Consider the following 21812-nt stretch of genomic DNA (forward strand, 5'->3'; position numbering starts at 1 on the left):
AATATTCTCTGACGTATTATATTTCTTGGTTGCATCATTTCTTGCAAAGGATAAAAATGAAAGCCTTCATCTGCCTTGCCGTTTTTCTCATTTTAACAGGGTGCAAGTCTGGTCCCGTCGGTACTCCTGGCGGCGCAACGGTAACCAACGTAAGCGACGTCGTGAAAAATGACTTAGCCGCCTGTGGTATGGGGATAAGTTCAAGTACAGACGTCGTCGCTAAGGCTGCAATCGAAATTGAAAAAAAGGGGGGCTTGGTAGAATTTGGATTGAAGGATGAGCTAAAGACTGAATTCTCTAAGAAGTTTGGACAGGCAGACGCAGTGAAAGCTATGGACCAATTCACGACTTGCATGGATAAGCGAAGCATGGAGCGGCGCGACGACAAGAAGCAAGCATCGTTGATTGCGTGTAAGGCAGCTTGGACGTGCGACTTCAACCAGGCATCAGCGTTTTGCACGTGTAATAAAGTTATGCGCGCGGAACAGGTGAAAAAAGGACTGAGTGAATTCCAGACTGGGAAGCTCATCGCCGAGAACTGTTCGTCCAACTTCAAGCAATGCTGGCCCTCAGGCAATATGGCCAAGGAACGGGCGGATTGCGAGACTGTTTTGTCGGATTCAAAAATATCACTCCCTGTAAAGAAAGGTGACACTTGCACTTTCGAATGGGCCTCTCTTTAAGAATAGTTTGCTGGGTTGGAGGCTGCGATTGGCCGACGCCTGCGTTAAAGTCGGTTATGGCAGAGGATTCGTTCTTTCCCTCACCAGGTCATAACTGGTACTGCGCCCACCAGAGCTGGACCGCTGCAGGATCCCCCGCACAACTAATTCGTTGATGTCCCGCAGCGCAGTATCGGCCGAGCATTTCGTCAGCGCTGCCCACTTGCTACTGGTGAGCTTACCTTCGAAACCATTTAGCAGGCGGTTGAGCACCTTAACCTGTCGCTCATTCAGCGCGACCCCCGACATGCGCTGCCAGAATCGGGCCTTGTCCAGCACCACGTCCAGTGCTTCATTGGCCAAACGCACAGCTTCACCAAGCATTTGCAAGAACCACTGAAGCCACTCTGTCACATCCAGGCCGCCCTTTTCCGTACGCTCCAGGATGTCGTAATAGGCTTTGCGCTCACGCTGTATCTGCGCTGACAGGCTGTAGAAACGCTGTGGACTGCCGTCAGCCCGTGCCAGCAAGAGGTCACCGATCGCACGCGCGATACGGCCGTTTCCATCGTCAAATGGGTGCAGGGTGACAAACCACAAATGCCCCAGGCCGGCGCGGATTAGCGCTGGCTCTGCCTGAATGGTGCCATTGATCCACTCAAGGAAGCGTGCTATCTCTGCCGGCAAACGATCAGCTGGAGGTGCCTCGTAATGTACCTGCTGTCGGCCAATCGGGCCTAAAACCACTAGCATCGGACACTGTGCATCATCACGCCAAGTGCCGATGGCGATTCTGGTCAGACCGGAATAGCCAGTCGGGAAAAGAGCGGCGTGCCAGCCGAACAGGCGTTCCTGCGTTAATGGCAACGCGTTGTTGACTGTCGCATCGAGCACCATCTCGACGACGCCCTCCACATGCCGGTCGATTGGCGCCAATGAACCAATCTCAACCCCGAGTCGGCGCGCAATGGATGAGCGTACCGAGGCGACATTCAGATGTTCGCCTTCTATTTGACTGGTCTTGATGACGTCATCGGTCAAGGCTGCAAGATTGGCTTCGTCCCGCAGACGAAGGCCAATATCGGCGAGCCGGCCCAGTAGAAGCCCCTGTGCCTGGCTGACTTGTGCAAGGAGGGACGCCAGTGACGCGAGGTCGTAGTGCCAAGTTAGCCCGTCCGGGTCCTGCCAGATATAGTCGTAATCTCCGTATTTCATGCGGTGATTGTATCGAGCAATCACCGCACGGGCAATTAAAAACTATCCAGCAATTGCGGAGATTAGCCCTGACTTTCTCCGCGGTCCCGACTGTATAGCTTGCCTTTGAAACGTATGGCAGCCTATGTAGACACAGAATCGCTGCCGCTGTTAGCGATCCCAGCAAAAGAGCAAGAGGGCAATCGGTGCCATTGGACCAGACCATTCTGGCTGGCCCGACCGCCGATACAGGCGGTCGGGAACGGTAAATCAAGCGATCGACGTTGCCTTGCGCCGGCGCTGCGGCTTCTGTTCCGGGGATGCCTCCAGAACGAGCGTGCGTTCCTTCTGCTGCACCACGTCCTGCTGGGCGATCTTTTTTTGAACGGCGGCCGCGTCATGGACCGCTGGTCGTACCTGACGGTCGATGCCGTCCTGCCCGAGCACGCTGCGCCTTGCCAGATCATTGAAGTCGGTGAACAGCTTCATTCGTTCTAGCGCGGCTAGCTGGTCCTCACTCAACGCGGCATCGGTGCGCTGGTGTTCACGAAACAGTTTGGGCGTGACCGCATCGAGTCCTGCGGGATATGCGTTCTCGCCTGGCGCGAAGATCGGCAGCAGCGCCACCCCGCCAACCAGCTTCGCCGCCGCCTCGCCCTTGGCACGACCCACATTGACGCCATGGGTCAATTCGAGGTGGCGGTCATCGTCGCAGGCAATGACGACAGGCTTGTCCGGGTATTTCCGGTGCAATGCCTGTGCCACCGGCGCGAGATTGCCGGAGTCGAACGTCGATACGGTCGCGTGCCCCAGCGTCTGGCGCAGCGTAGCGGCGGTTGCGTAACCCTCGGCGATTACGAGTACAGGGGCTTTCGCAAGATCATCCAGTCCCTGCCCGACGACGTGGAAACATCCGTCCTTCCTGCTATCCTTGGCGAAGCGCTTGGTGCCATCCTCCCGGACGTATTGCATCGTCCATTGCTTGCCGTCCGTGTCGATCGCCGGCAGATAGGTCTTCTTGCCGCCTTTGTCTGTGTACGTTCCTGGTTGCGGCTCAAGCCCCTTCACCGTCATGTACGGTGTTGGATGCAAGACCGGCACCAGCTTGACTATCTGTGCCGCCACCCGCTGCGCGGCCTGCTCCTGGCGGCGCACCAGTTCCCCTTCGCGCTGTTGCAGCTTCGCAGCCGCCTCGGTTGCCAGCCGCGCCTTATCCTTCTCGTCCAGCACGTAGCCTTTTGCCTTCCAGTTCTCTTCGCGGCCAGTCTTGTTGTTCTTGGCATAGCCGGCCGGATGCCCGTCCAGATGCCCTACATAAAACCCTGATCCAGAATTCACACTGTATTTTTCGCCCTCGACACTGATCCGGTGCGACTTTCCGTCCATGATCGGATGCTCGCCGCTGATCACGCAGCCGAGCGACGTCAGGAATGCGGAAAACTCCTCGCGCGGCGTCATTGCCGGATCCTGCTGCGCACCCAGGCCCTCCGATCGCCACCTCTGAAGCGCGTTCATGTCTGCCTGCGGCCCGGCATACCATGTCCCTGCTGCCTTGTCCCATAGCGCGCCCGCGGCCTGCGCCTCGGCGCGCTCGCTGTACGGCACGGCTAAGTAGACGCGGGTGTCTTCCGTTGTCGCGTTGGTGGCTGAGTGTGACTCAGCCTTGGCGTCGATCTGCCTGCTCGACTCCAGCCACTTGGTGAACGGGGCCGGGTCTACGCCGCTGGGTACGTACCACGATTGCTGCTGCCGGTCCCATTTGGCGCCGAGTGCTTTAGCCTCACCCTTTTCCTTGAACGGCACCGCAATGAATGTGCGCTCCGCGTTTGTCGTGTTCTGGCCGGCCAGACCCTGGTCCCGGCGTTCGGCCTGCTCGATTCGCCGCTGCAGATCGGCATCGCGTAAGGTCATGTTGGTCTCGGCGATCTTGCGAGTTTCCCTTGCTGCCGCGATGTCTTCGTCGGTGCTGTGCGGGTCGTGGCGCACACGCGCTTCATGGATGCGTGCAAACTTGGCCGCCTTCTCATCCGCGCTCAGTGTCGAATGGGCATCGATCCGCGCGAGGCGTTCCGCCAGGCGCTCGGCCTCTTGCTCCGTGGGACGGTTTGCCACGCATAGGTAGCTGCCATCGGTGCGCCCTACATACACGCCCCATGTTTCGGGTGCGCGACCGCAGGCCTCCGCCAGGACGACTAACGGTTGGCCATTGTGTTCCTCGGTGATGGTTCCTTCTACGCGTGCTGTGCCTGTCCAGCCTCCCGGTAGCGTGAATCCCAGCGCCGCTTCAGCCTCGCGGTCGAAGGCGGTCGCCTCCGGGGCGATCTCACGCCCGAAGGCCTGCCTGGTAACCAGGGCAAGTCGGGTTTCCGACACGTGTGCGTCGAGCTGACGCACTGTCACCGCCCGGTGCGCGTCGCTGATTTTCTCGTGCAGAGCCTCGACATCCTGAGGCAACATGTGCCTGTCCCAAAAGGTGTTGGTAGGCGCGAGTGGTTCCATCGCGGTCAGCGCCTGCTGGACCCGATTGAGCTGCGCAAGCGTTGCCTTGTCGAGCGCGCGTTCCAGCGTTCCTTGTACGAGGTGGCTCAGCGCCCATGACTCCGCACGGTGCTGGCGGTCAGCGTCGTGACTGTCCTCAGCGTTCTTCGATGCGTCGCGCTCGATCGCGGCGCCACGCTCCATTGCATTGTCGAAGCCGCCCATTGCAAGACGAGTGTCTACCGTTTCCTGTTCGGACCGCACCTCCCGATCGTCTTCTGCCATTTTCGTCTCCTGATTCCTAAAGCCGAGCAAGCGTTGGGCTTCCGCTGTGAACACTTGTGCGAGTCGCGCACGCTTCAAGTACGCGATGTCGGCCCCAGTGTGTCCGGGTTCGAGGCCAAACAGGACCGATAGCCGGTCCTCGGCCGTCTCACGCAGCTTGTTCGGGTCGCTGCCGGTGACGCTGCCGATTGACGTGAGCCCGTGTCCGCGCATCGCTGCGTCAAGGCTCTCACCTTGATGGCCTCTGAAATAGGCTGCGGAAGTGCTGGACTCGTCCACGGTCTTGCGGACGTCGACAGCGAGCGCCTGCACGCGCGCGGCCTCGTCCTGTGCGTCGGAATACGTGTCGGCAGCCAGTGCGGTGAATGAGCGTTCGCCGCCATCGTTACCGATGTACCAGAATGTTCCCTGGTTCTTGACGACGCCCTGCCAATCCGCAGGTACTGACGCTCCGGAGTGCCAGTCGCGAAGGCTCCCGTCCGGATCGACAAACGCCTGCGGGTGTGCAGCCTCGGCCGGCAGCGATACCTGTTCGGGGAACAGCTCCCGCACCTGCTTTTGTTCGAGCCCGAGCACGTACTCGCACATCTTCTCGGCATCGGCAGCGGCGCGGAAGATTTCAAGCGGATCGTCGCGCAACGCCTTGATCCAGCTGCCAACATACGCCGCATGGCGCTGCGGATCGTGGCCGATTCCGATCTCGTTCCCTAGGATCAGGCTGGTGATCTCAGCACGCAGCTCTTCGCGGGCGTAGCCTTCGCTACCGAACGGATGCGCCAGGTCGCGGTCGAGACGCGTGCCATGACCGGTCCAGTGCCCCAGTTCGTGCAGCGAAACAGCGTAGTAAGCGGAGGGATCCGGGAACTGGTGCTTGTCAGGCAGGTGAATGCTGTCAGTCAGTGGCCGGTAATAGGCCGCATCCCGCTCACCGTGGTGGATCGCTGCGCCAGACGCCTGCAGGATCCGCTCGGCCCGGTCCATGGGGTCCCAAGCATGCTCCTTGCGCGCTGCGAGCAAAGGCATGCCGTCGATCTGCTCCGCATTGAACACAGTAGAAAGGAACAAGCGGGGCCGTTCGAGCTTGATCGTCTGCTTTACTGACTCGCCACGTCCGTCCAGGACCGGCTTACCGTCGACTTCAAGTGGGCGCTCCTCGCTGAATTTCCAATACTGGATCGTGGTGCCTTTCTCGCCGCCGCGCACCTGGGCGTCCATACCCTGTGCCTGCTTGTATGTCAGCCAGCGCGGATCACTGCGTCCCTCACTCATCAGTTGCAGCGCATTGATTCCCCGGTAGCGCTTGCCGCTGACGGGGTTCAGCGGCAGGTCGGCGCCGGGCTCCCATGGTTTCTGCCAAGGTGCAGTGCTTTGCTCCAGCTGGTCGATCAGCTTCTCGGCAACAATCACGTGGAAAAGCTTTTTTTGTTCGGTCGTATCCATGTCTGTTCGCTCCTCATGGTCCATTGCGTTCAGCGGAGTTGCGCTTTTGGCTCCGACATGGCTGCCAAGGACCGCGGCAATGCCGGGCTGGTTTCGCGTGCCTCGTCCTCACCCAGCGCGTCCTCGAGGAAGGCGCCAGCAGCTTCGGCCTCGTGAGGGCTGAACTCGGGCTCGAAACCGGCCACCTCCGCGTCGCGCAGTTTTGTGGCAGCGAGCGCTGAGCGCTCCGGCTCATCGTCGAACAGCAGGTGTTCACTGGTATGGCCGTTCGCGCAGGCCTCTGCGGTGGCAATGAGTGCCTCAATCGTCGGGTCAATCATGATGTCGCTCCTTATGATCGTGATTCTGAAAACGTCGGGCAGCGCGCGGCCAGCACCGGGCATGATCAGCCAGGCGGTGTCATTCAACAAGGGGAGCGCTGCAGCTAGGTGGTTAGCTCAGGAGTGATAATGTGCAGGTCTGATGGGTCCTCCTACCAGGTAAGGACCGGAACGATGGCGGTCTTGATTTGCGCGCGGCCGACGGGGCCGAAGTAGCGACCATCGAACGAAGTGCTGCTCACATCCGACATCAGCAGAAGTTCGGAAGCGCCAAGTACGTAGCGGTCGGCCTGGAAACGCGGCATGGGACGGCCGGCACCGTCGGCCGGCAATGGTGCACTGTGCGGCAGCAGCAGGCCGTTCACGCGCACCCCATCGGTGTCTACCGTCACCGAATCACCCCCGGCCGCGAGGATGCGCTTCATCAGGTAGCCGTAGCCGCCAGGGCAGAAGCCCCCAGCCAGATAACCACGCCGGCGTGCCTCTTCGATCACGCCAACTGTGGGAGGACAGAGCAGCACATACTCGCCTTTCTGCACCGGCCGGTCGCTGGTCCAGTACAGACCTAGAGCGATGCTCTTGCTGGTGTTGACCCGCGCACCCGCCAGGCCAAGCACCCCGACAAGGACCAGTATGGAAGCGAAGGCGGCAAGGGTTCGCACTAGGTACCGGCGGGCGGCCGCGGGCAGGGTCGGTCGTTCCGCGGTGACGTTCATACTAAAATCCGCGGGACATCCACAGCGACTGCCGCAGGCCGCAATTGGTCGCTGCATTTTGGTTCTGGAATGGCGGCGCGCGCGCTGAATATCGCGTCCTGGAAGAACAGCGGCTGCCTGCCATAAATCGCGGGGAAGCCACTGACAGACACGATCATGTCACCCGCTTCCACGATCAGATCGCCTTCCTTGCGTGGACCAGGCATGCGCAGGCATTCGTCAGGCGTCAGCAGGGGCCGCTGCGTCTCCTGGTAGGTTCGCGATACCTGACCGAGCAGGGCGCTGGTGCGCCGTCCGCTGGTGGTGATCTGTTCCTTGACGACGGTGGTGATGCCAGTAAGCTTCGACAGGTGCTCTGCGGTTTCCAGCCGGTTCGGCGGGTAGGCGTTCTGCACGTGGCAATTGGACGTAATGGTCTCGTCCGGACCATACCCGGTTTCACGGCTGCGCAGTTGCGTCAGGTCCTGGCAGATGAGATAAAACTTGATCCCATAGGTGGCGACGAACGCGAGCGATTCCTGCAGGATCTCGAGCTTGCCGAGACTGGGAAACTCGTCGATCATGCCCAGCAGCCGATGCTTGTACTTGCGCTTCGCGCGCACTTGCGAGTGCAAGGCTCGGGCCAGTCCGATCCTGACCAGCACGCGGCGCCAGGAAGGCACATCCAGTACGGACCGTTCGTATTCCATCTTGTTGGCGAGCAGCCGCACGATCAGGTTTAGCACAATTCTGACCAGAGGGCGCAGGCGTGTCTTGTCGTCTGGCTGAGTGACGATGTACAGGCTGACCGGGCTATCGTGATTCGTCAGGTCCCTCGCAATCGAAAACGTCGACCGGCTGGTGTTGCCCGCGATGACCGGATCGCGCCACAGGGCGAGATAGGATTTCGCGGTCGACAGTACAGAGCCAGCTTCTTCCTCAGGGCGATCCATCATGTCGCGCGCCGCGGCGCCGACAACGGGATGGGTTTTTTCATCGGTATGCTGGTAGGTCGCCATCTCCATCCACAGCTCCGCGACACCACGGTCAGGGTCGGCGAGCAGGAAGTCCACGTAAGCGAGGTTGGCGGGTGTGCCTTCGTTTCTGTTCTTGTACAGCGCGTGCAGGATCACCCCGACCAGCAAAGCCTGGCTGGTGTTCTGCCAGTGCGTCTCCAGTCCTCGCCCGTCAGGATCGACGATCAAGGTTGCAAGGTTCTGGACGTCGCCGACTTCATACGCGGTCCCGAAGCGGATCTCGTCCATCGGGTTGATATGGACGTCGCAATCCGGATTGGCCGGTTCGAAGCGCAATACCTTGTTCCCGGCATGCGCTTGGCGCCATCCCGCTGTCATGGCCCAAAGCTCACCTTTTAGATCGGTGATGACGGCGCTACCGGGCCAGGACAACAGGGTGGGCACCACCAGCCCGACGCCCTTACCCGAGCGGGTGGGGGCGCAGGTCAGCACGTGTTCGGGGCCGTCATGCCGCAGGTAGTGCAGTTTGCCTCCCTTATCCTGCCATACCCCTACATAGACGCCATTGGCGTGGGCAGGCTGGCGGCCGCGCAGTACCTCATACCACCTGCGTGCCGGTGGCAGCAATCCCGCCGCTTGGATATCTTTCTTCTCGGCCCAGCGCGCCGAACCGTGCAGGTAGTCGTTCGGCCTGGCGGTATTCGCCGCAATCATTTTGCAGACGAGTACGCCGATCAGCCCGACACTGGCAACGGTGACGCCAAGTCCGCCGGCGCGCATGAAGGCGTCCGGATAGGTCGGGTACCACTTGAAGGCCCAGTGCACAATTGCCCACGGCGCGTAGAGGTCGTGGCCAAGCTGAGCCCCGAGCACTGCCTGATAGCGCATGTCGCTGGCGAAGAACTGGGTTGCCGCCTGCAGGCCGGCGCCCAGGGATAGCACGGCCAGCGCTGGAAGAATCTTGCCGCTGCGCGCCCCGCGCTCGCGTACCTGAGGGCCGACTGCATTATTGAACCCGGCTTTCATCTGCTGCGTCCTTTCACCTTGATGACACCCCGGGCGCTTATCGTTACCCGCACACCGAGCGGCAGGCGCTTCAAGCGCTGCGCTGCTCCGTCGTCGACTTCGAGCACCATGACCCGCTCGCCCCGCTTGAGTAATGCCAGTGCCTGATCGTCGATCCAGCGAATGCCGGCATACGAGGCTGTGCCGGCGTCGAAAGAAGTATATCGAGCGTGCTTCGGTATATCGAAGCCATTGACTCTCTTTTGTTCTCGCTCAGCGATGTACCTGTCGCCCGCTGTGTTGGTCCCTTGGTCGCCAATGCGTATCCGGTTGTCGTGCCGATTCACTCCGGTGGGGGAGGCGCCATTCGCCTTACGCTGGTCTTCGCGACCACAGTCTTGTGCCGTGGGCGTAGCGCTGGCTTTTTGCCCTGTCTCGGGCGCATGGAGCAGCTGTAACCGGCGCTGTTCCAACGCTGTGTCGACAAACGTAACGCACATGCATGTGGTGACCGCGGCCACGAGAATCTGCTCCTTGAACGCGTCCGAACCATTGATGGCGATGCGATCTCCATAGCGCGCGACAGCCATCCGCAGCGCGGACTGCATCGCGATTTGGTTAGCACCAAGCGAAACGTTGAGCCTGTCGCCATCATCCCGAATCGCGGCTCCAGCAACGTGGTAAATGATCGTTCCTTTCCTCGTCACGCTGTCGTGGCCACTGGGCCGGGTCGGCTTAGATGGCAGGGCGTCTCCAGTGACGGTATCGCTCAACAGGCTGTTTCCCTTGCGCCGACTTCGCAATGCTGCCAGCGCGTCGAGGTCACCCAATCCTGCCTCGCGCCGCAACCAGTCCGCCCACTGGCAGCGCTGATGCTGTTGATCGATAGCCTGGCGCTCACGCCGGTACAGCACCTTGATCGCGGCGACCTCCTCGCTGCGCGTCCGGGCGAGGGCGCTATACATCAGTTTCTTCGCGGGGCTTGGCATTGAGGTCAGCCCGAGCGCCGCACGCTTAAGGTCGATGCTGCGCCTGATCGCGTCGAGTCGCCGCTTCTTTCGTGCGCGTGCCTGCTCCCGTTCGCGCACGCGGCGTTCCGCCGCATTTGCCTGCACCGCCCGATAGCGCGCATACAGTTCAGTGGTGTCCACGCTCGATGCAAGCGGCTTCTTCTCGTACCCGCGTGCCCGCCCGGCCCTCTCCTGCTGCACTGGCGCGGCCTGGAACGGCCCGAGACGGCCCTCCAGCTGCGGCTTTGAAAATTCGCGGCCCACCGAACTGGCCTTGACTGTGGTTCCGTCGCCGGCGGTGATGACCAGGCCGTTGGCATGCCGGTGCATGCGCAGCCCGCTTTCAAGCAGCAGGGCATGCATCTCGTCCCACGATTGCGCGCCCCGCATCCGCTCCTTGCACTCGCGCTTGACCCAGCCAAGCAGGCTTTCGATACCCGTATGGCGTTCCATGTCTGCAGCGCGGCTTTCCGACGCGTGTTGACCCGGCGTGTGGTTGTCCTTCTGCAGACCGTACTCGTCCTCGAGCTTGTCGCACAGTCGCGCCAGGGTCCGGTAGGCCTGGAATGGTTCGTGGATCGTGTAGCGCGTGGGGTGAATCTTGTTAATGGCGAGGTGGAGATGCAGGTTGTCGGTGTCATCGTGCACGACGCTGACCCGCTGATGCCCGGCGAACCCGAGCGCGTCGCACAGGCGCGCTTCGATTGCGGCAAGGGCAGCCGGGTCAATGTGCTCGCCAGGTCGGAAACTGATGATCAGGTGGTAGGTCTTGTCGGTCGTCGACCTGGTGTTCATCGCCTGGGTGTTAAGGATCTCCAGTGCGGCGACATCGGCCGAGTCGTTCATGCAGTTGGCGATGCGGACCGCGCCGGTGCGCACGGCTTTACCTTGCGAATCCGTCAGATACCTTACCAGCCTGACGAAGCTGCTCTTGGTCGCCGCGTTCATCGCGATGTGCTTGGCAATCATGACAGCGCGCATCCACTTTAGCCGCTAAAGCTAGTCGCGACCGGCGCGCGGGACCAGCACCTCGCGCACGACCGCCAGCACTTCGCCCTGCGTTGCCTCGATTTTCGACAGCAGCGCGCGTATCGTTGTGTCTCCGAAGGTGGCGGTCCGTTCGTCATTGGTCAGCCACAGCTTAAGCAAGCCGCCGAGACGCCCCAGGTCCGCGTTGATGCGCAGGAGTTCCTCTACGCGTCGGCCATCCAGGACGCCACGCACCTGGTACCCCAGGCCGACGTTCAGCAAGTAAGTCGAGAGAGTCTTGCAGGCCGCCCGCGCGTTGGCCTGCAGCTGCGCGCGTTCGTCCGGCAGGCAGTACACCTTGACCACCGGCGAATTCTTGCGCGTGCATTTCCCACTCATTGTCCACCTCCGATTTACCGGCGGCAGCCGGCTGGCCTCGCAGAGCGGGATTCCCGTTGAGCACGAAGTGCGAATAAGGGGGAGTGAAGAAGGAACACCCGCTACGCGGGTGGGCCTACTTCACCTATCCTGCCCGACTCTGCGAGTCGATTACGCCAAGGCAGGATACTGATCGGGTTTTCGGTCAAGCCTCGACTGGATCAATGAAACACACCGTTTATATCGAAACGTAGAGCGGCTCTCCTATACTGGTTTCGAGCCGGCCAGCAGGCGGCACGACCATGATTTCTGCCAAGAGCTACCACGTCGAGACGGACCAGCGCGATGTCCAAGTCCTATACCAGGCAACTGACCGAGTGGGTTGGACAGAGGGGCCACTCGGCCAGGCGTGACAGGAATTACGTTGCCTTCATGGCCGTGAAGAACGACGTGAGTGAGGCTCTGGAGGAGGGGTGGCCGGTGAGAACCATCTGGGCGCACATGGTCGAGCAAAAGCGTATCGGGTGTGGCTACGACACGTTTCGGGCATATGTGAAGCGTCACCTGCGAATCAGTGGCGAAGCAACCGTCGCGAGCAAGGCCAGTCCGATTTCCTCCAGATCGCGGACTCTCGAAGCTCAAGCACCGGGCCAGCCGAAACAAGCGACCAGTCCAGCCAGGCCAGACGAGGCATCGCACGCACCAGAGCCGATCTCTGGATTTACGTTCAACGCAGCACCTAACCGCGAGGACTTAATATAATGGCCAAAGCACATTTCATCCTGCAGGGAAGGGGTGGTGTTGGTAAGACATTGGTTGCTGTGATGCTTGCGCAAGCCCTTGCCAGCGTGGGCCGCGAGCCCACCAGTATCGACACCGACCCGGTCAACGCCACGTTCGCCGGTTACGGCGCGCTGAACGTGCAACGCCTCGAGATCATGGAGGATGATGAGATCAATCCGCGCAGTTTCGACCGCCTGGTCGAGATGATCGACGCGGCCAGGGGTGACGTCGTCATCGACAATGGAGCCAGTTCGTTCGTCCCGCTTTCGCACTTCCTGATCAGTAACAGGGTGCCGTCGCTTCTAACGGAAATGGGCCACCAGCTGGTCGTGCATATCGTGATCGCAGGGGCGCAGTCGTTACTTGATACGATCCATGGCTTCGCCCAGCTGGCGAAGCAGTTTCCTCATGATGCGGCCTTTGTCGTCTGGCTCAACCCCTACTACGGCCCGATCGAACACGAAGGCAAGGGCTTCGAGCAGATGAAAGCATACGTCGCCAATAAGGATCGAGTGTCGGCCATCGTTAGGTTGCCCGTCCTGAAGAAGGAAACCTACGGCCGCGACCTTGCTGAGATGCTGCAGGCCCGCCTCACGTTCGACGAGGCGCTGGCGCTCGGTACCCTGACGATCATGACCCGGCAGCGCCTGAAAATTATCCGTGATCAGGTGTTTGGACAAATTGCCAGCGCGGCCGTGATCTAGAGGAGAAGCACATGAGCGACCGGCAGGACGAGCAGATCGAGGCGCTGATCCGAGAGATCGCCCAGAAGCATGGCGTCGTCGTCGGACGGGACGATCCGATCCTCGTCCTGCAGACGATCAACAACCGGCTGATGCGGGACAGCGCGAACTCTCAGCAGGCCCAGCTCGAGAAGTTGAAGCAAGAGCTGGAAGCGCTCTCCCAGCGTTGGAGTCTGGACGCCAAGGAAAAGTCGGAGCGCATACTCAATGCGTCGCTCACAGCGGCGAAGCAGACGATGGGCCAGCTAATGGAGGAGGGGGCCAAGACTACAGCGCGGCTGCTTGCCGACGATACTGAGGCATTGCTCGCCAGGCTGAGACAACCGGTCCGTGATGCGCACCGGCTCGCCATTTCCAACATCATCGCCTCGTGCATTACGTTGCTTGCCGCAGCTATCGCGTTGTGGGTCTCGTTGCGCTAACCGTGTGGTCTATATATGAGAGACTGGATGAGAAGAAGCGATTTTGTCGTTCTCCAATACGTCCTCCTCAGACCGTCAGGAAATCCTATGCTTGAGGCGGCGGCTCGATGTCGGCTGCGTCGCCTTTGCCACGTTTTCCACGTAACTGATGCTGGCATTGCTTCCAGCGCCGGGCGCTTCGTCGAAATCAGTAAGGGGGTACCTGACGTATGACTTTCCGACCTGTTGATAGATGCCGTTCCGGTCCGCGTACAGGATGATGCCTTCGTACGCCTTGGTTTTGTCAGCATCGACAGCCAGGTAGATGTTATAGATGCCTGGCTTGATGTCGGCCGCCTTCTCTACCTTTTCCGTTGCCCAATGGCCGTCCCGCTCGGTTTGAACAAGTCGCTGCCCATTCATTACTAGAAGCCGCTGCTTCACTGGACACTCTCCGTTGAGTTGGGCTCGAGCACACTACACCATGAATCACCTGCCAGGAGGCGGCTCTATATTCTAACTGATCCGTTTCGAGCACGCGCCTGGGCCGGGATTTCACCGAGCGCGTTCTGCTGATGAGTCAGTGCAATAGCCACGGTGACAGTCAGTCAAGCACGAGCCGTGTACGCCCATTGAAGCGCCGTTCGCATGAAGGCGGGTTGCGCAAGTACTTGCGAGCGAGTTCCAATAGGTCGTTGAATTGAAAGTGTCGTCCAACGCTGCCGGGCCGCCCGCACTTCGACCCCTCAAAGCTTCTGAGTTGGGCTGGCCACCGGGGGGATTGCTTTGTGCAGGCGGCCGTCTACCGAAGAGTCCGCCGCTAAGCTAGAATACTTCGATGACGAAGCAATCCGTCGATCCGTCGTCTTATGCGCCGAGGATCGCCACGAGCCGTACACCGGCCAAATCGATATCGGCTTCCTGTCCATCGTCTTCGTATTTCAACCAGGCCCGACCGGTGGATCGTGGGCGTCTGGTTAGCAGCAAATGTGCAAGCCGTCCCTCATGTTCGACCTGGAGCGTAGCCTTGTTTGCACGCCGCGAATCTTGCGGCTGCTCCGTTGCCGCTTCTAGCGTGTCGCCCTGTCTGCTTGCCGAGGCGCTGTCATTGAACTGTCCGACCCCATCAGCGTTCGCGGCTCCGGCGCGCCGCTTTTCGGTCAGAAATTCTCGCAGACGCCTGATCTCGCCGCGCGTCATCTCCTGGTTGGGGTTGTTTAACCACTGGGCCACCTCGGCCGCGTTGGCCTTGAACGCGGACACAAGCTCGTTCAGGACCGTCACATCTGTCACGCGGCCGCTGCGGAAAACGGTGGCGACGGGTTCAGGAAGGTCGAGCAAGGTCACGTGCTGCGAAACGAAGGATGGCGATTTACCGATTCGCGTGGCGATCTCTTTCTTTTTTCTGCCCTTGGCAAGTTCACGCCCGATGTAGTCCGCGATCTCACGCGGCGTCATGTTCTCGCGCTGTAAGTTCTCGATGACCTGATCGGCGTCGTCGTAATCGTTGTCGATGAAGGCCGGCAGGGCGCTCAGTCCCTTGACCTTTCCTGCGCGATATCGTCGGTGACCATGATTGATGATGTAGCGACCGGGAAAATCCGGGTTGATGCGTAGGGAGAGGGGAGTCTTCGGGCCTTTCGGTCCGTAGCTGGCGGCGAGTTCGGCAATGCTATCCGGTCGGAAGCCGGGATTGTTCCTGCTACGTGGTTGTGCCGGGTCCTCGTCAATGAGCTCTATGCCGATCATCAAGGGGCCGCCGCTACTCTCGGTTAGTACTGGCTTGTCCAAGTCGGATCTAGCCAGGCCGAGTGGACGTGCGGAACCCCTTGTCAATCCTTCGTTGGCCTTCATCGCTTAATCACCCTATAGATGGCACTGCGTTCGAAATGCAGCACGCGTCTTGTTAGATCAGCTTTGCTAGAAGCTGGCGAGCGTTAGAATCGGGTTAGCATGATGCCATAACTCAAAGACTCGACGACAAAGTCGAGTTGCATGTCACCTCATACTCACATGACGCGCAAGACCATATGGCTGTAGCCTGACTGCGGAGGCGACAAGGCGTGACCGCCTACTCGGGTACACAGAGTAGGCGAAAGCAACACAACGGCGTTGCATATATTGACTCTATTTGAGTTACGTTTAGCCGCTAAGGATCTACTGTTGAGTGCGCATTAATTGACGAGAAGTGCGGTTGACACGCACTGGGCCAGCATGACGGGGGACGACCAGCCCGGTCAAATTTCTTGGATGATAATTCGTGTTATCACTTTAGCTCCGTGCAAGGGTTCGATTTGCGTCGCATCAGTCTCGATAAAAATTGATCAACAGGCCAACATTCCGGAGGCATCTGACATTATGGGAATCATGTCTGATCGCACAAATTGACGTACGCAGAGTGGTCACGTAACGCCTGCGAAGCCGTCTGGACGGGTCCGAGTCCCGTCCTCGCCTATGAGATAGCCCCTTGATTCACCAGACACAGTCTATGTTGTATCCTTACCGATAGGAATAAGACTGTGAATATGACTAGTAATAAGCAAACCATCGAAGTCGTGACGGTGTCCGAAGAGCGACGCCGGCGCTGGTCAGTGCAGGAAAAGGCTGCGCTGGTTAAGGAAACGTACGAGCCGGGGATGAGCGTATCGCTGGTGGCCCGCAAGCATGGCATCAGTGCCAGCCAGCTGTTTAACTGGCGCAAGCTCGAGCGAGAAGGCGCCCTCGTCGCAGTGCATTCAGGTGAATCTGTGGTGCCGGCGAGTGAGCTGGCAGCGGCACGCGCCCAGATCGCGCAACTGCAGCGCATGCTGGGCAAGAAAACGATGGAGGCGGAGATCCTGCGCGAAGCGGTCGAGCTAGCTCGCGAAAAAAAGTGGATTGCGCGCTCACCCTTATTGGACAAGGACGGGCAGTAAAGCCTGTCTGCGTTGTCCTCGGTGTAGCGCGCTCGCACGTGATTGACCTTCTTGCCCGACCTGCGGACTGGGTCGACAAGCGCACCGTCGTCAAGCTTGATCCGGTCGCTGACGCAATGATCGCCGACGCGGTACGCGCCGAGATTACGGCGCTGCCGACTTACGGCTATCGCCGCGCCGGCGCCCTGGTAAACCGCACGCGCAGCCTGATGGGCCTGCGCCCCGTGAACCACAAGCGCATGTACCGTGTGATGAAGGAGCAGGGTTTGCTGCTGCCCAAATCGCCTAGGCGTAGTGATAGCGGCCGCGCTCACGATGGCAAAGTGATGGTGGAGGAATCGAACCAGCGCTGGTGCTCGGATGGCTTCGAGATTGCCTGCGACAACGGCGAGGTCGTGACTGGCGTTTTCATGAAGGACTGCTGCGACCGCGAGATCATCGCTTGGCGTGCCTGGATCGGCCGAGGGCTGCCTGGCGAACCGGTGCGCGACATGATGATTGAGGCGGTGGAGACGCGTTTCGGCAGCACGGACGAGCGGGCAATTACCGTCGAATTCTTGAGTGATAACGGCGGCGCTTTCCGGGCCATCGAAACGCACGCCCTGGCGCATGAACTGGGCATCAAGCCGGTGCACACGCCGGTGAACAGCCCGCAGTCGAACGGCATGGCAGAGAGCTTTGTGAACACCTTTAAGCGCGATTACGTCGGCTGCATGGACCGCAGCAGCGGCACTTCTGTGCTGGCCCAACTGCCCGACGCCTTCAGGCACTTCAACGAGGTGCATCCGCATTCTGCGCTCGGCTACAAATCGCCGCGCATGTTTAGGAAAGAGCGACGCCGTCAGGCTCTGGAAACTGACGCTACATAGGCATCAGGCTGTGTCCGGGAAAAGCGGGGCAAGATCAGCCTAGTTCGTCAAGCACGTGTCCTTTCAGGGGCCATTTGCTTGGCATGGTGACCGGCAACTCATCGCGACCAGCCGTTCTCACTACTGCGAGGAATCGAAGTGGGCGATAACTTAGGTACAATGTGCAGTCGTCCACAGCGTTCGCTCTTTTCCAAGGCCCAGCCCCCCAATGCCTACACAAGCATCGACAAGCCCGCCACGAGCAAGTGGTGCGAAGCTCGCTCCACGGGTTCATGGAAAGGGCATGCGTAGACTGGTAGCGGAGCATGATTGGGCATCGACGCCACTCGGCCCACCTAGACAGTGGCCTGCCAGTTTACGAGCGCTTCTCACGATGATGCTGGATTCCACCGAGCCCATGGTCATATGGTGGGGTGAGGATTGCCTACAGATTTACAACGATGCTTACGCGCCGCGTGTCGATGGCGGCGAAGGCCCAATAGCACTCGGTCAGCCTGCTTCGAATAACTGGAAGTACGGCTGGGCGTCGATCAGTCCATTGATGAAGCTTGTCTTGGACGGCGGTCCTTCGACTGTATATTCGAATTTTTTATACAGTATCGAACGCGATGGCTGGATCGAAGATACATACTGGACATATTCGTTTACGCCTGTTCGGGACGACGCAGCTATGGTTCGCGGCGTCCTGCTCCTGTCCGAGGAAACTACTGAGCGTAATCTCAGCACGCGGCGCCAGCAGACATTGGACTTCTTGCGCCAGCAATTGGCGGACGCACATACAGTGGATGAGCTGAACGCCGCAGTCGAACAGGTGGCGGCGTTCAACCCGCACGACATCCACAATGCGAGACTGATGCCGCTCGACGCAGCGGCTGAAGAAGCCATGGCGGCACCGCTTACAGCGCGCATCACGGCGCATGATGTCGGGGTCTCGGTCGATCTCGCCGTGTGGTTCGCCTTGTCACCAAGGGTTGCGCGCAATGAGGCGTACCGCCTTTTTCTCGAACAGTTCACGGTTCTGGTAGCAAGTGCGCGCCATCGCGTAGATAGCGAAGCATTGCGCCGGCTCGTGGAAGCCGAGCGCGACCGCCTGCTGCTGGATGCGCCGGTTGGTGCGGCCGTCATGATCGGAGAAGAACTCGTCTATCACCTGGTCAATTCGATGTACGCGATGGTGAGCGGCCGGCGGGCTGATCAGATGGTTGGCAAGCCGTTTCTGGAAGTGTTTCCGGAATTGGAGGGCTCGCCCGTCCATGTTAAGTTCAACGAGGTTTACCGGGCAGGGCAGCCCTTCGTATCGCAGCCGACCCTGGTACAGATCCACCGCAACGGTGGCGCGCTCGACGACCGATTCTTCACCTACAACCTCTCGCCCTTGCGAACACTTTCAGGCGAGGTGTACGGTCTTATGGTGATCGCAGTGGACATCACCGTCCAGGTCGAGTCGCGTACCCAAGTCGAAAAACTGAACGTCGAATTGCAGGCGGCCGCCCGCGCAAAGGACGAGTTCCTCGCGCTGCTCGGCCACGAATTGCGCAATCCGCTCGCGCCGATTGTCACCGCCCTAGACCTGATGCAGATTCGTAAAGGCGACACCGAGCGTGAACAGGTCGTCATTCGCCGTCAGGTGACCCATCTGACACGTCTGGTCGACGATCTGCTCGATGTCTCGCGCATCACACGGGGCAAGGTCGAATTGCGGAAAGAAATCGTCGATGTCCGCGACGTGTTGACGGGCGCTGTCGATATGGTGATGCCGCTCATCGCGCAGAAGCAGCAGCGCCTACATGTCGATATCGTCTCGCTGCAATGGTACGGTGATCCGGCACGCCTTGCACAAATTGTCTCCAATCTACTCACGAATGCAGCTCGCTACAGCCCTTCGGCAGCGGAAATATTCCTGCGAGCCGGCATCGAGAACGGAGAGCTCAAGATCGAGGTCGCCGACAACGGCTCGGGGCTCTCCGCAGACCTGTTGCCGCACATATTCGAGCCTTTTGTCCAGGGAGAGAGAAAGCTGCATGGTTCTGTCGGTGGGCTTGGGATCGGTCTGGCACTGGTCAAAAACTTGTCGGAGCTACATGAAGGACATGTGGTGGCGCAGAGCGAAGGGTTAGGGAAAGGGAGTACGTTCACGGTACGCTTACCGATTGCGTCGGCTCCAGGAACGGCTCAGGATGCGCTGCCCCTTCTAGGCATGCGTCATTCTGGAAGATCCCGGCGGATTCTGGTCGTGGACGACAATATCGACGCCGCCGACACCTTGAGCGAAGGGCTCGGCGCCTGCGGCCACGAGGTTAAAACCGCCCATACCGCAGAGGCTGCACTGCAAATCTTCATCCAGGAGCCGCTGGACCTTGCCGTTCTTGACATCGGACTGCCCGGGATCAGCGGGCATGAACTCGCTCGTTTAATGCGGGAGACCGGACACAATCCTGACGCACGCTTTGTCGCGTTGAGCGGCTTCGGGCAGGAGGGTGACAAGGAGCGCAGCGCCGCGGCGGGCTTTGTAGCCCATCTCGTGAAACCCATCGGTTTCGAAGCAATCGACAAATTGTTGGCCGGCTCATAACCGCCCGCCTCAGTGCTTGCTGAGCGCCTAGCCGGGCTGGCGGCACGAAGCGGCGATCTTATTTCCGTCGAGGTCGCGGATATAGGCCGCATAGGCGTTTGGCGCAAAGGGGCGTGGGCCCGGAGCGCCTTCGTCGCTGGCGCCGAGCGCGAGCGCGCGACGGTGGAACTCGTCGATAGCGGCACGGCTGGGTGCGGCAAGGCCGATGGTCAGGCCGTTGCTTGCCGTCGCCGGCTCCCCGTTGCGCGGATAACCCACCATGAACTGGGGCGCAGCAAGCCCCCAGCCGACGATCCGGCCATCTACCTTCAGCAGGCGCGTGAATCCCAGCGGCGCCAGCACCTGGTCATAGAAGTTCGTGGCACGCTCCAGGTCCTGCGTCCCGAGCGTGAAGTGAGTGAGTATGCTCATTTTCGTTCCTGTTAAGCGGTGTGATCGATGCTGCCTGACTAGCGCTTACTGACCTTGATGTCGGTCCGCTCGAGATCCCAGGTGGCTTCGGTGCAGCCTTCGTCGCGCAACTGATATTTCAGAACCCGGCCTTGTGGGTTCTTCGGCATGAATGCCCGGAATTCGATATAGCGGGGCAGGGCGTAATACGGCACCGCATCGACCGCCCAGTGGAACAGTGCTTCCGGACTGAGGCTGCAGCCCGGCTTCAGGATCGCTGTTACCTTGACGTCGTCTTCTCCTTTGTCCGATGGGACCGCATGCACGGCGACTTCCTCGATCTCGGGATGGGCGGCGAATGCCGACTCCATCTCGAAGCTCGAAATGTTTTCGCCGCGCCGGCGCAGGTAATCCTTCTTGCGGTCGACGAAGTAGAAGAAGCCGTCTTCGTCGAACTTGCCGATGTCTCCAGAGTGGAACCACATGTTGCGCATCACCTTCATGGTGTCGGCAGGACGTCCCCAATAGCCCATGAACATGATGTCGGGCCGCAGCGGCCGCACCACGATCTCGCCGGGCGTATTCGCCGGCAGCTCACGGTCGAGGTCGTCCACGATGCGCACGTCGAAGTCGGGGATTCGCTTGCCGGATGAGCCAGGTGCGGCGTATTCGCCACCTGCGAGCGAGGTGATGACACTCGCCTCGGTCAGGCCATAACCGTTGCCGCCGACCTGGCGCGCGCCGAAGCGTTCGCGCCAGATACGCTTGGTTTCCTCGGTAAACGGATTCCCGCGCACGGTATGGATCTGGCCCACGCAGCGCCGCATCGCCTCGCTGTCCGGCGCCTGCGCCAGCAAACCACCCATGCCGCCGAGGATGGACGCGATGGTCGCGCCGCTTCGCTCCACTTCCGGCCAGAAGTTCGACACTGAGAAGCGCGGGACGATCGCCACGCGGGCGCCGACCATGATATTCGCCAGCACGCCCACGCACATCGCATTCATGTGGAACAGCGGCAGGGGTGTGATCGTCACGTCCTTGTCGGTCGCGGGCCCTGCGCGCAACTGGAGCCGTGCCAGGTTGCACATGTAGTTATAGCTGAGCATACATCCCTTGGACGGACCAGTTGTCCCCGAGGTATAGACGATGCATGCCAGGTCGGATGGGGCGGGCTTGACGGCGATTGGGTCGTCGCAGGTGCCGCGGTATTCGTCGAGCGAATCGATGCGCACTGGGCAGGTCGGGCGGGCGGCGAGCGCTCCGCGATACAGGACCAGGGTGACGTCCGGCAGGCCGTCCGCCACCTGGGCGATGCGTTCCACGTAATCGGCCTCGCAGATGACGATGTGGGCGCGCGCATCGGCGATCTGATGGCGCAGGAACTCGCCGCGCAGTGCCGTGTTGACCGGCACGCTGACCGCGCACAGCTTGTTGGCGGCAATCCATCCGGTGACGGCGTCGATATTATTGTCGAGCATGGTCAGGATGGTGTCGCCCGCCTTCAGGCCGAGTCCCGCCAGCGAATGGGCCAGGCGTGTCGACAATTGATCAAACTCGCCGTAGGTGGTCAGGTCCCCACCGAAGTCGAAGAGTACGCGCTCCGGATGGGCTGCTACAGCCCGGTCGAGTGCGGCGATGACGGTGTCCTGCTGCCCGAGCGACCAGGTCTCGGGATTGCCCATTCCAGCCATGTTGTCTCCTTTATTGGAACCCCGGCGGATGGCCG

General features: G+C 60.3%; 17 protein-coding genes. 6 read left to right on the forward strand and 11 right to left on the reverse strand.

Going from position 1 to position 21812, the window contains the following annotated elements; translation table 11 throughout:
- Positions 1-56 precede the first annotated feature (56 nt).
- A complete protein-coding gene (locus tag AC56LU_RS10960) occupies positions 57-683 on the forward strand; it encodes a hypothetical protein (RefSeq protein WP_497175625.1) in 627 nt (208 codons plus the stop codon).
- Between the two features lie 54 nt (positions 684-737).
- Here the strand turns inward: AC56LU_RS10960 and AC56LU_RS10965 are convergent, their stop codons facing one another.
- The 7 genes from AC56LU_RS10965 to traJ all read right to left on the reverse strand — a co-directional run bounded on the left by AC56LU_RS10965 (position 738) and on the right by traJ (position 11434).
- Positions 738-1877 carry a Fic family protein gene (locus AC56LU_RS10965; RefSeq protein ID WP_497175626.1) on the reverse strand — a complete coding sequence of 380 codons (1140 nt, stop codon included), beginning with the start codon at positions 1875-1877 and terminating at the stop codon, positions 738-740.
- Positions 1878-2126: 249 nt separating this feature from the next.
- Positions 2127-6059 carry a zincin-like metallopeptidase domain-containing protein gene (locus AC56LU_RS10970; RefSeq protein ID WP_497175627.1) on the reverse strand — a complete coding sequence of 1311 codons (3933 nt, stop codon included), beginning with the start codon at positions 6057-6059 and terminating at the stop codon, positions 2127-2129.
- A 29-nt stretch (positions 6060-6088) separates the two neighbouring features.
- The gene (locus AC56LU_RS10975; protein WP_497175628.1) at positions 6089-6469 is read right to left on the reverse strand and encodes a hypothetical protein; all 381 of its coding nucleotides are present in this window, start codon (positions 6467-6469) and stop codon (positions 6089-6091) included.
- Between the two features lie 62 nt (positions 6470-6531).
- Positions 6532-7095: a conjugative transfer signal peptidase TraF gene (gene traF, locus AC56LU_RS10980; protein ID WP_497175629.1), complete on the reverse strand. Its 564-nt coding sequence runs from the start codon at positions 7093-7095 to the stop codon at positions 6532-6534.
- Positions 7092-9077: a type IV secretory system conjugative DNA transfer family protein gene (locus AC56LU_RS10985; protein WP_497175630.1), complete on the reverse strand. Its 1986-nt coding sequence runs from the start codon at positions 9075-9077 to the stop codon at positions 7092-7094. The genes traF and AC56LU_RS10985 overlap by 4 nt, the downstream gene beginning before the upstream one ends.
- On the reverse strand, positions 9074-11035 hold the full coding sequence (gene traI, locus AC56LU_RS10990) for a TraI/MobA(P) family conjugative relaxase (protein WP_497175631.1): 1962 nt from the start codon (positions 11033-11035) through the stop codon (positions 9074-9076). Before traI ends, AC56LU_RS10985 begins: the two co-directional genes overlap by 4 nt.
- Before the next feature lie 30 nt (positions 11036-11065).
- Complete coding sequence (gene traJ / locus AC56LU_RS10995; protein WP_497175632.1) at positions 11066-11434, reverse strand: conjugal transfer transcriptional regulator TraJ; 369 nt, start codon at positions 11432-11434, stop codon at positions 11066-11068.
- A gap of 324 nt (positions 11435-11758) precedes the next feature.
- Here traJ and AC56LU_RS11000 point away from each other — a divergent pair, with 324 nt between their 5' ends.
- The 3 genes from AC56LU_RS11000 to traM are packed head-to-tail and all read left to right on the forward strand — an operon-like array spanning position 11759 to position 13361.
- Entirely contained in the window at positions 11759-12175 is a 417-nt protein-coding gene (locus AC56LU_RS11000) for a TraK family protein (RefSeq protein WP_497175633.1), read from the forward strand.
- Positions 12175-12900: a nucleotide-binding protein gene (locus AC56LU_RS11005; RefSeq protein WP_497175634.1), complete on the forward strand. Its 726-nt coding sequence runs from the start codon at positions 12175-12177 to the stop codon at positions 12898-12900. The genes AC56LU_RS11000 and AC56LU_RS11005 overlap by 1 nt, the downstream gene beginning before the upstream one ends.
- An 11-nt stretch (positions 12901-12911) precedes the next feature.
- Positions 12912-13361 carry a conjugal transfer transcriptional regulator TraM gene (traM, locus tag AC56LU_RS11010; protein WP_497175635.1) on the forward strand — a complete coding sequence of 150 codons (450 nt, stop codon included), beginning with the start codon at positions 12912-12914 and terminating at the stop codon, positions 13359-13361.
- Positions 13362-13436: 75 nt separating this feature from the next.
- Here the strand turns inward: traM and AC56LU_RS11015 are convergent, their stop codons facing one another.
- Together AC56LU_RS11015 and AC56LU_RS11020 are read right to left on the reverse strand one after the other, a co-directional pair.
- The gene (locus AC56LU_RS11015; RefSeq protein ID WP_497175636.1) at positions 13437-13784 is read right to left on the reverse strand and encodes a KfrB domain-containing protein; all 348 of its coding nucleotides are present in this window, start codon (positions 13782-13784) and stop codon (positions 13437-13439) included.
- A gap of 423 nt (positions 13785-14207) precedes the next feature.
- A complete protein-coding gene (locus tag AC56LU_RS11020) occupies positions 14208-15131 on the reverse strand; it encodes a ParB/RepB/Spo0J family partition protein (protein WP_497175637.1) in 924 nt (307 codons plus the stop codon).
- Between the two features lie 734 nt (positions 15132-15865).
- Here AC56LU_RS11020 and AC56LU_RS11025 point away from each other — a divergent pair.
- Positions 15866-17124 (forward strand): IS3 family transposase gene (locus AC56LU_RS11025; protein ID WP_497175638.1). Its coding sequence is split into 2 segments (ribosomal slippage): positions 15866-16205 and positions 16205-17124, totalling 1260 coding nucleotides; the frame shifts between segments, so codons are not numbered across the junction.
- Between the two features lie 373 nt (positions 17125-17497).
- Positions 17498-19696 carry a hybrid sensor histidine kinase/response regulator gene (locus tag AC56LU_RS11030; RefSeq protein WP_497175639.1) on the forward strand — a complete coding sequence of 733 codons (2199 nt, stop codon included), beginning with the start codon at positions 17498-17500 and terminating at the stop codon, positions 19694-19696.
- A gap of 27 nt (positions 19697-19723) precedes the next feature.
- Here the strand turns inward: AC56LU_RS11030 and AC56LU_RS11035 are convergent, their stop codons facing one another.
- Positions 19724-20107 carry a VOC family protein gene (locus AC56LU_RS11035; protein WP_497175640.1) on the reverse strand — a complete coding sequence of 128 codons (384 nt, stop codon included), beginning with the start codon at positions 20105-20107 and terminating at the stop codon, positions 19724-19726.
- 38 nt (positions 20108-20145) lie between these two features.
- Positions 20146-21777, reverse strand: a complete 1632-nt coding sequence (locus AC56LU_RS11040) for an ATP-dependent acyl-CoA ligase (RefSeq protein WP_497175641.1) — start codon at positions 21775-21777, stop codon at positions 20146-20148.
- Between the last annotated feature and the right edge of the window lie 35 nt (positions 21778-21812).

Source organism: Telluria sp. PB2R4, from assembly GCF_059685695.1.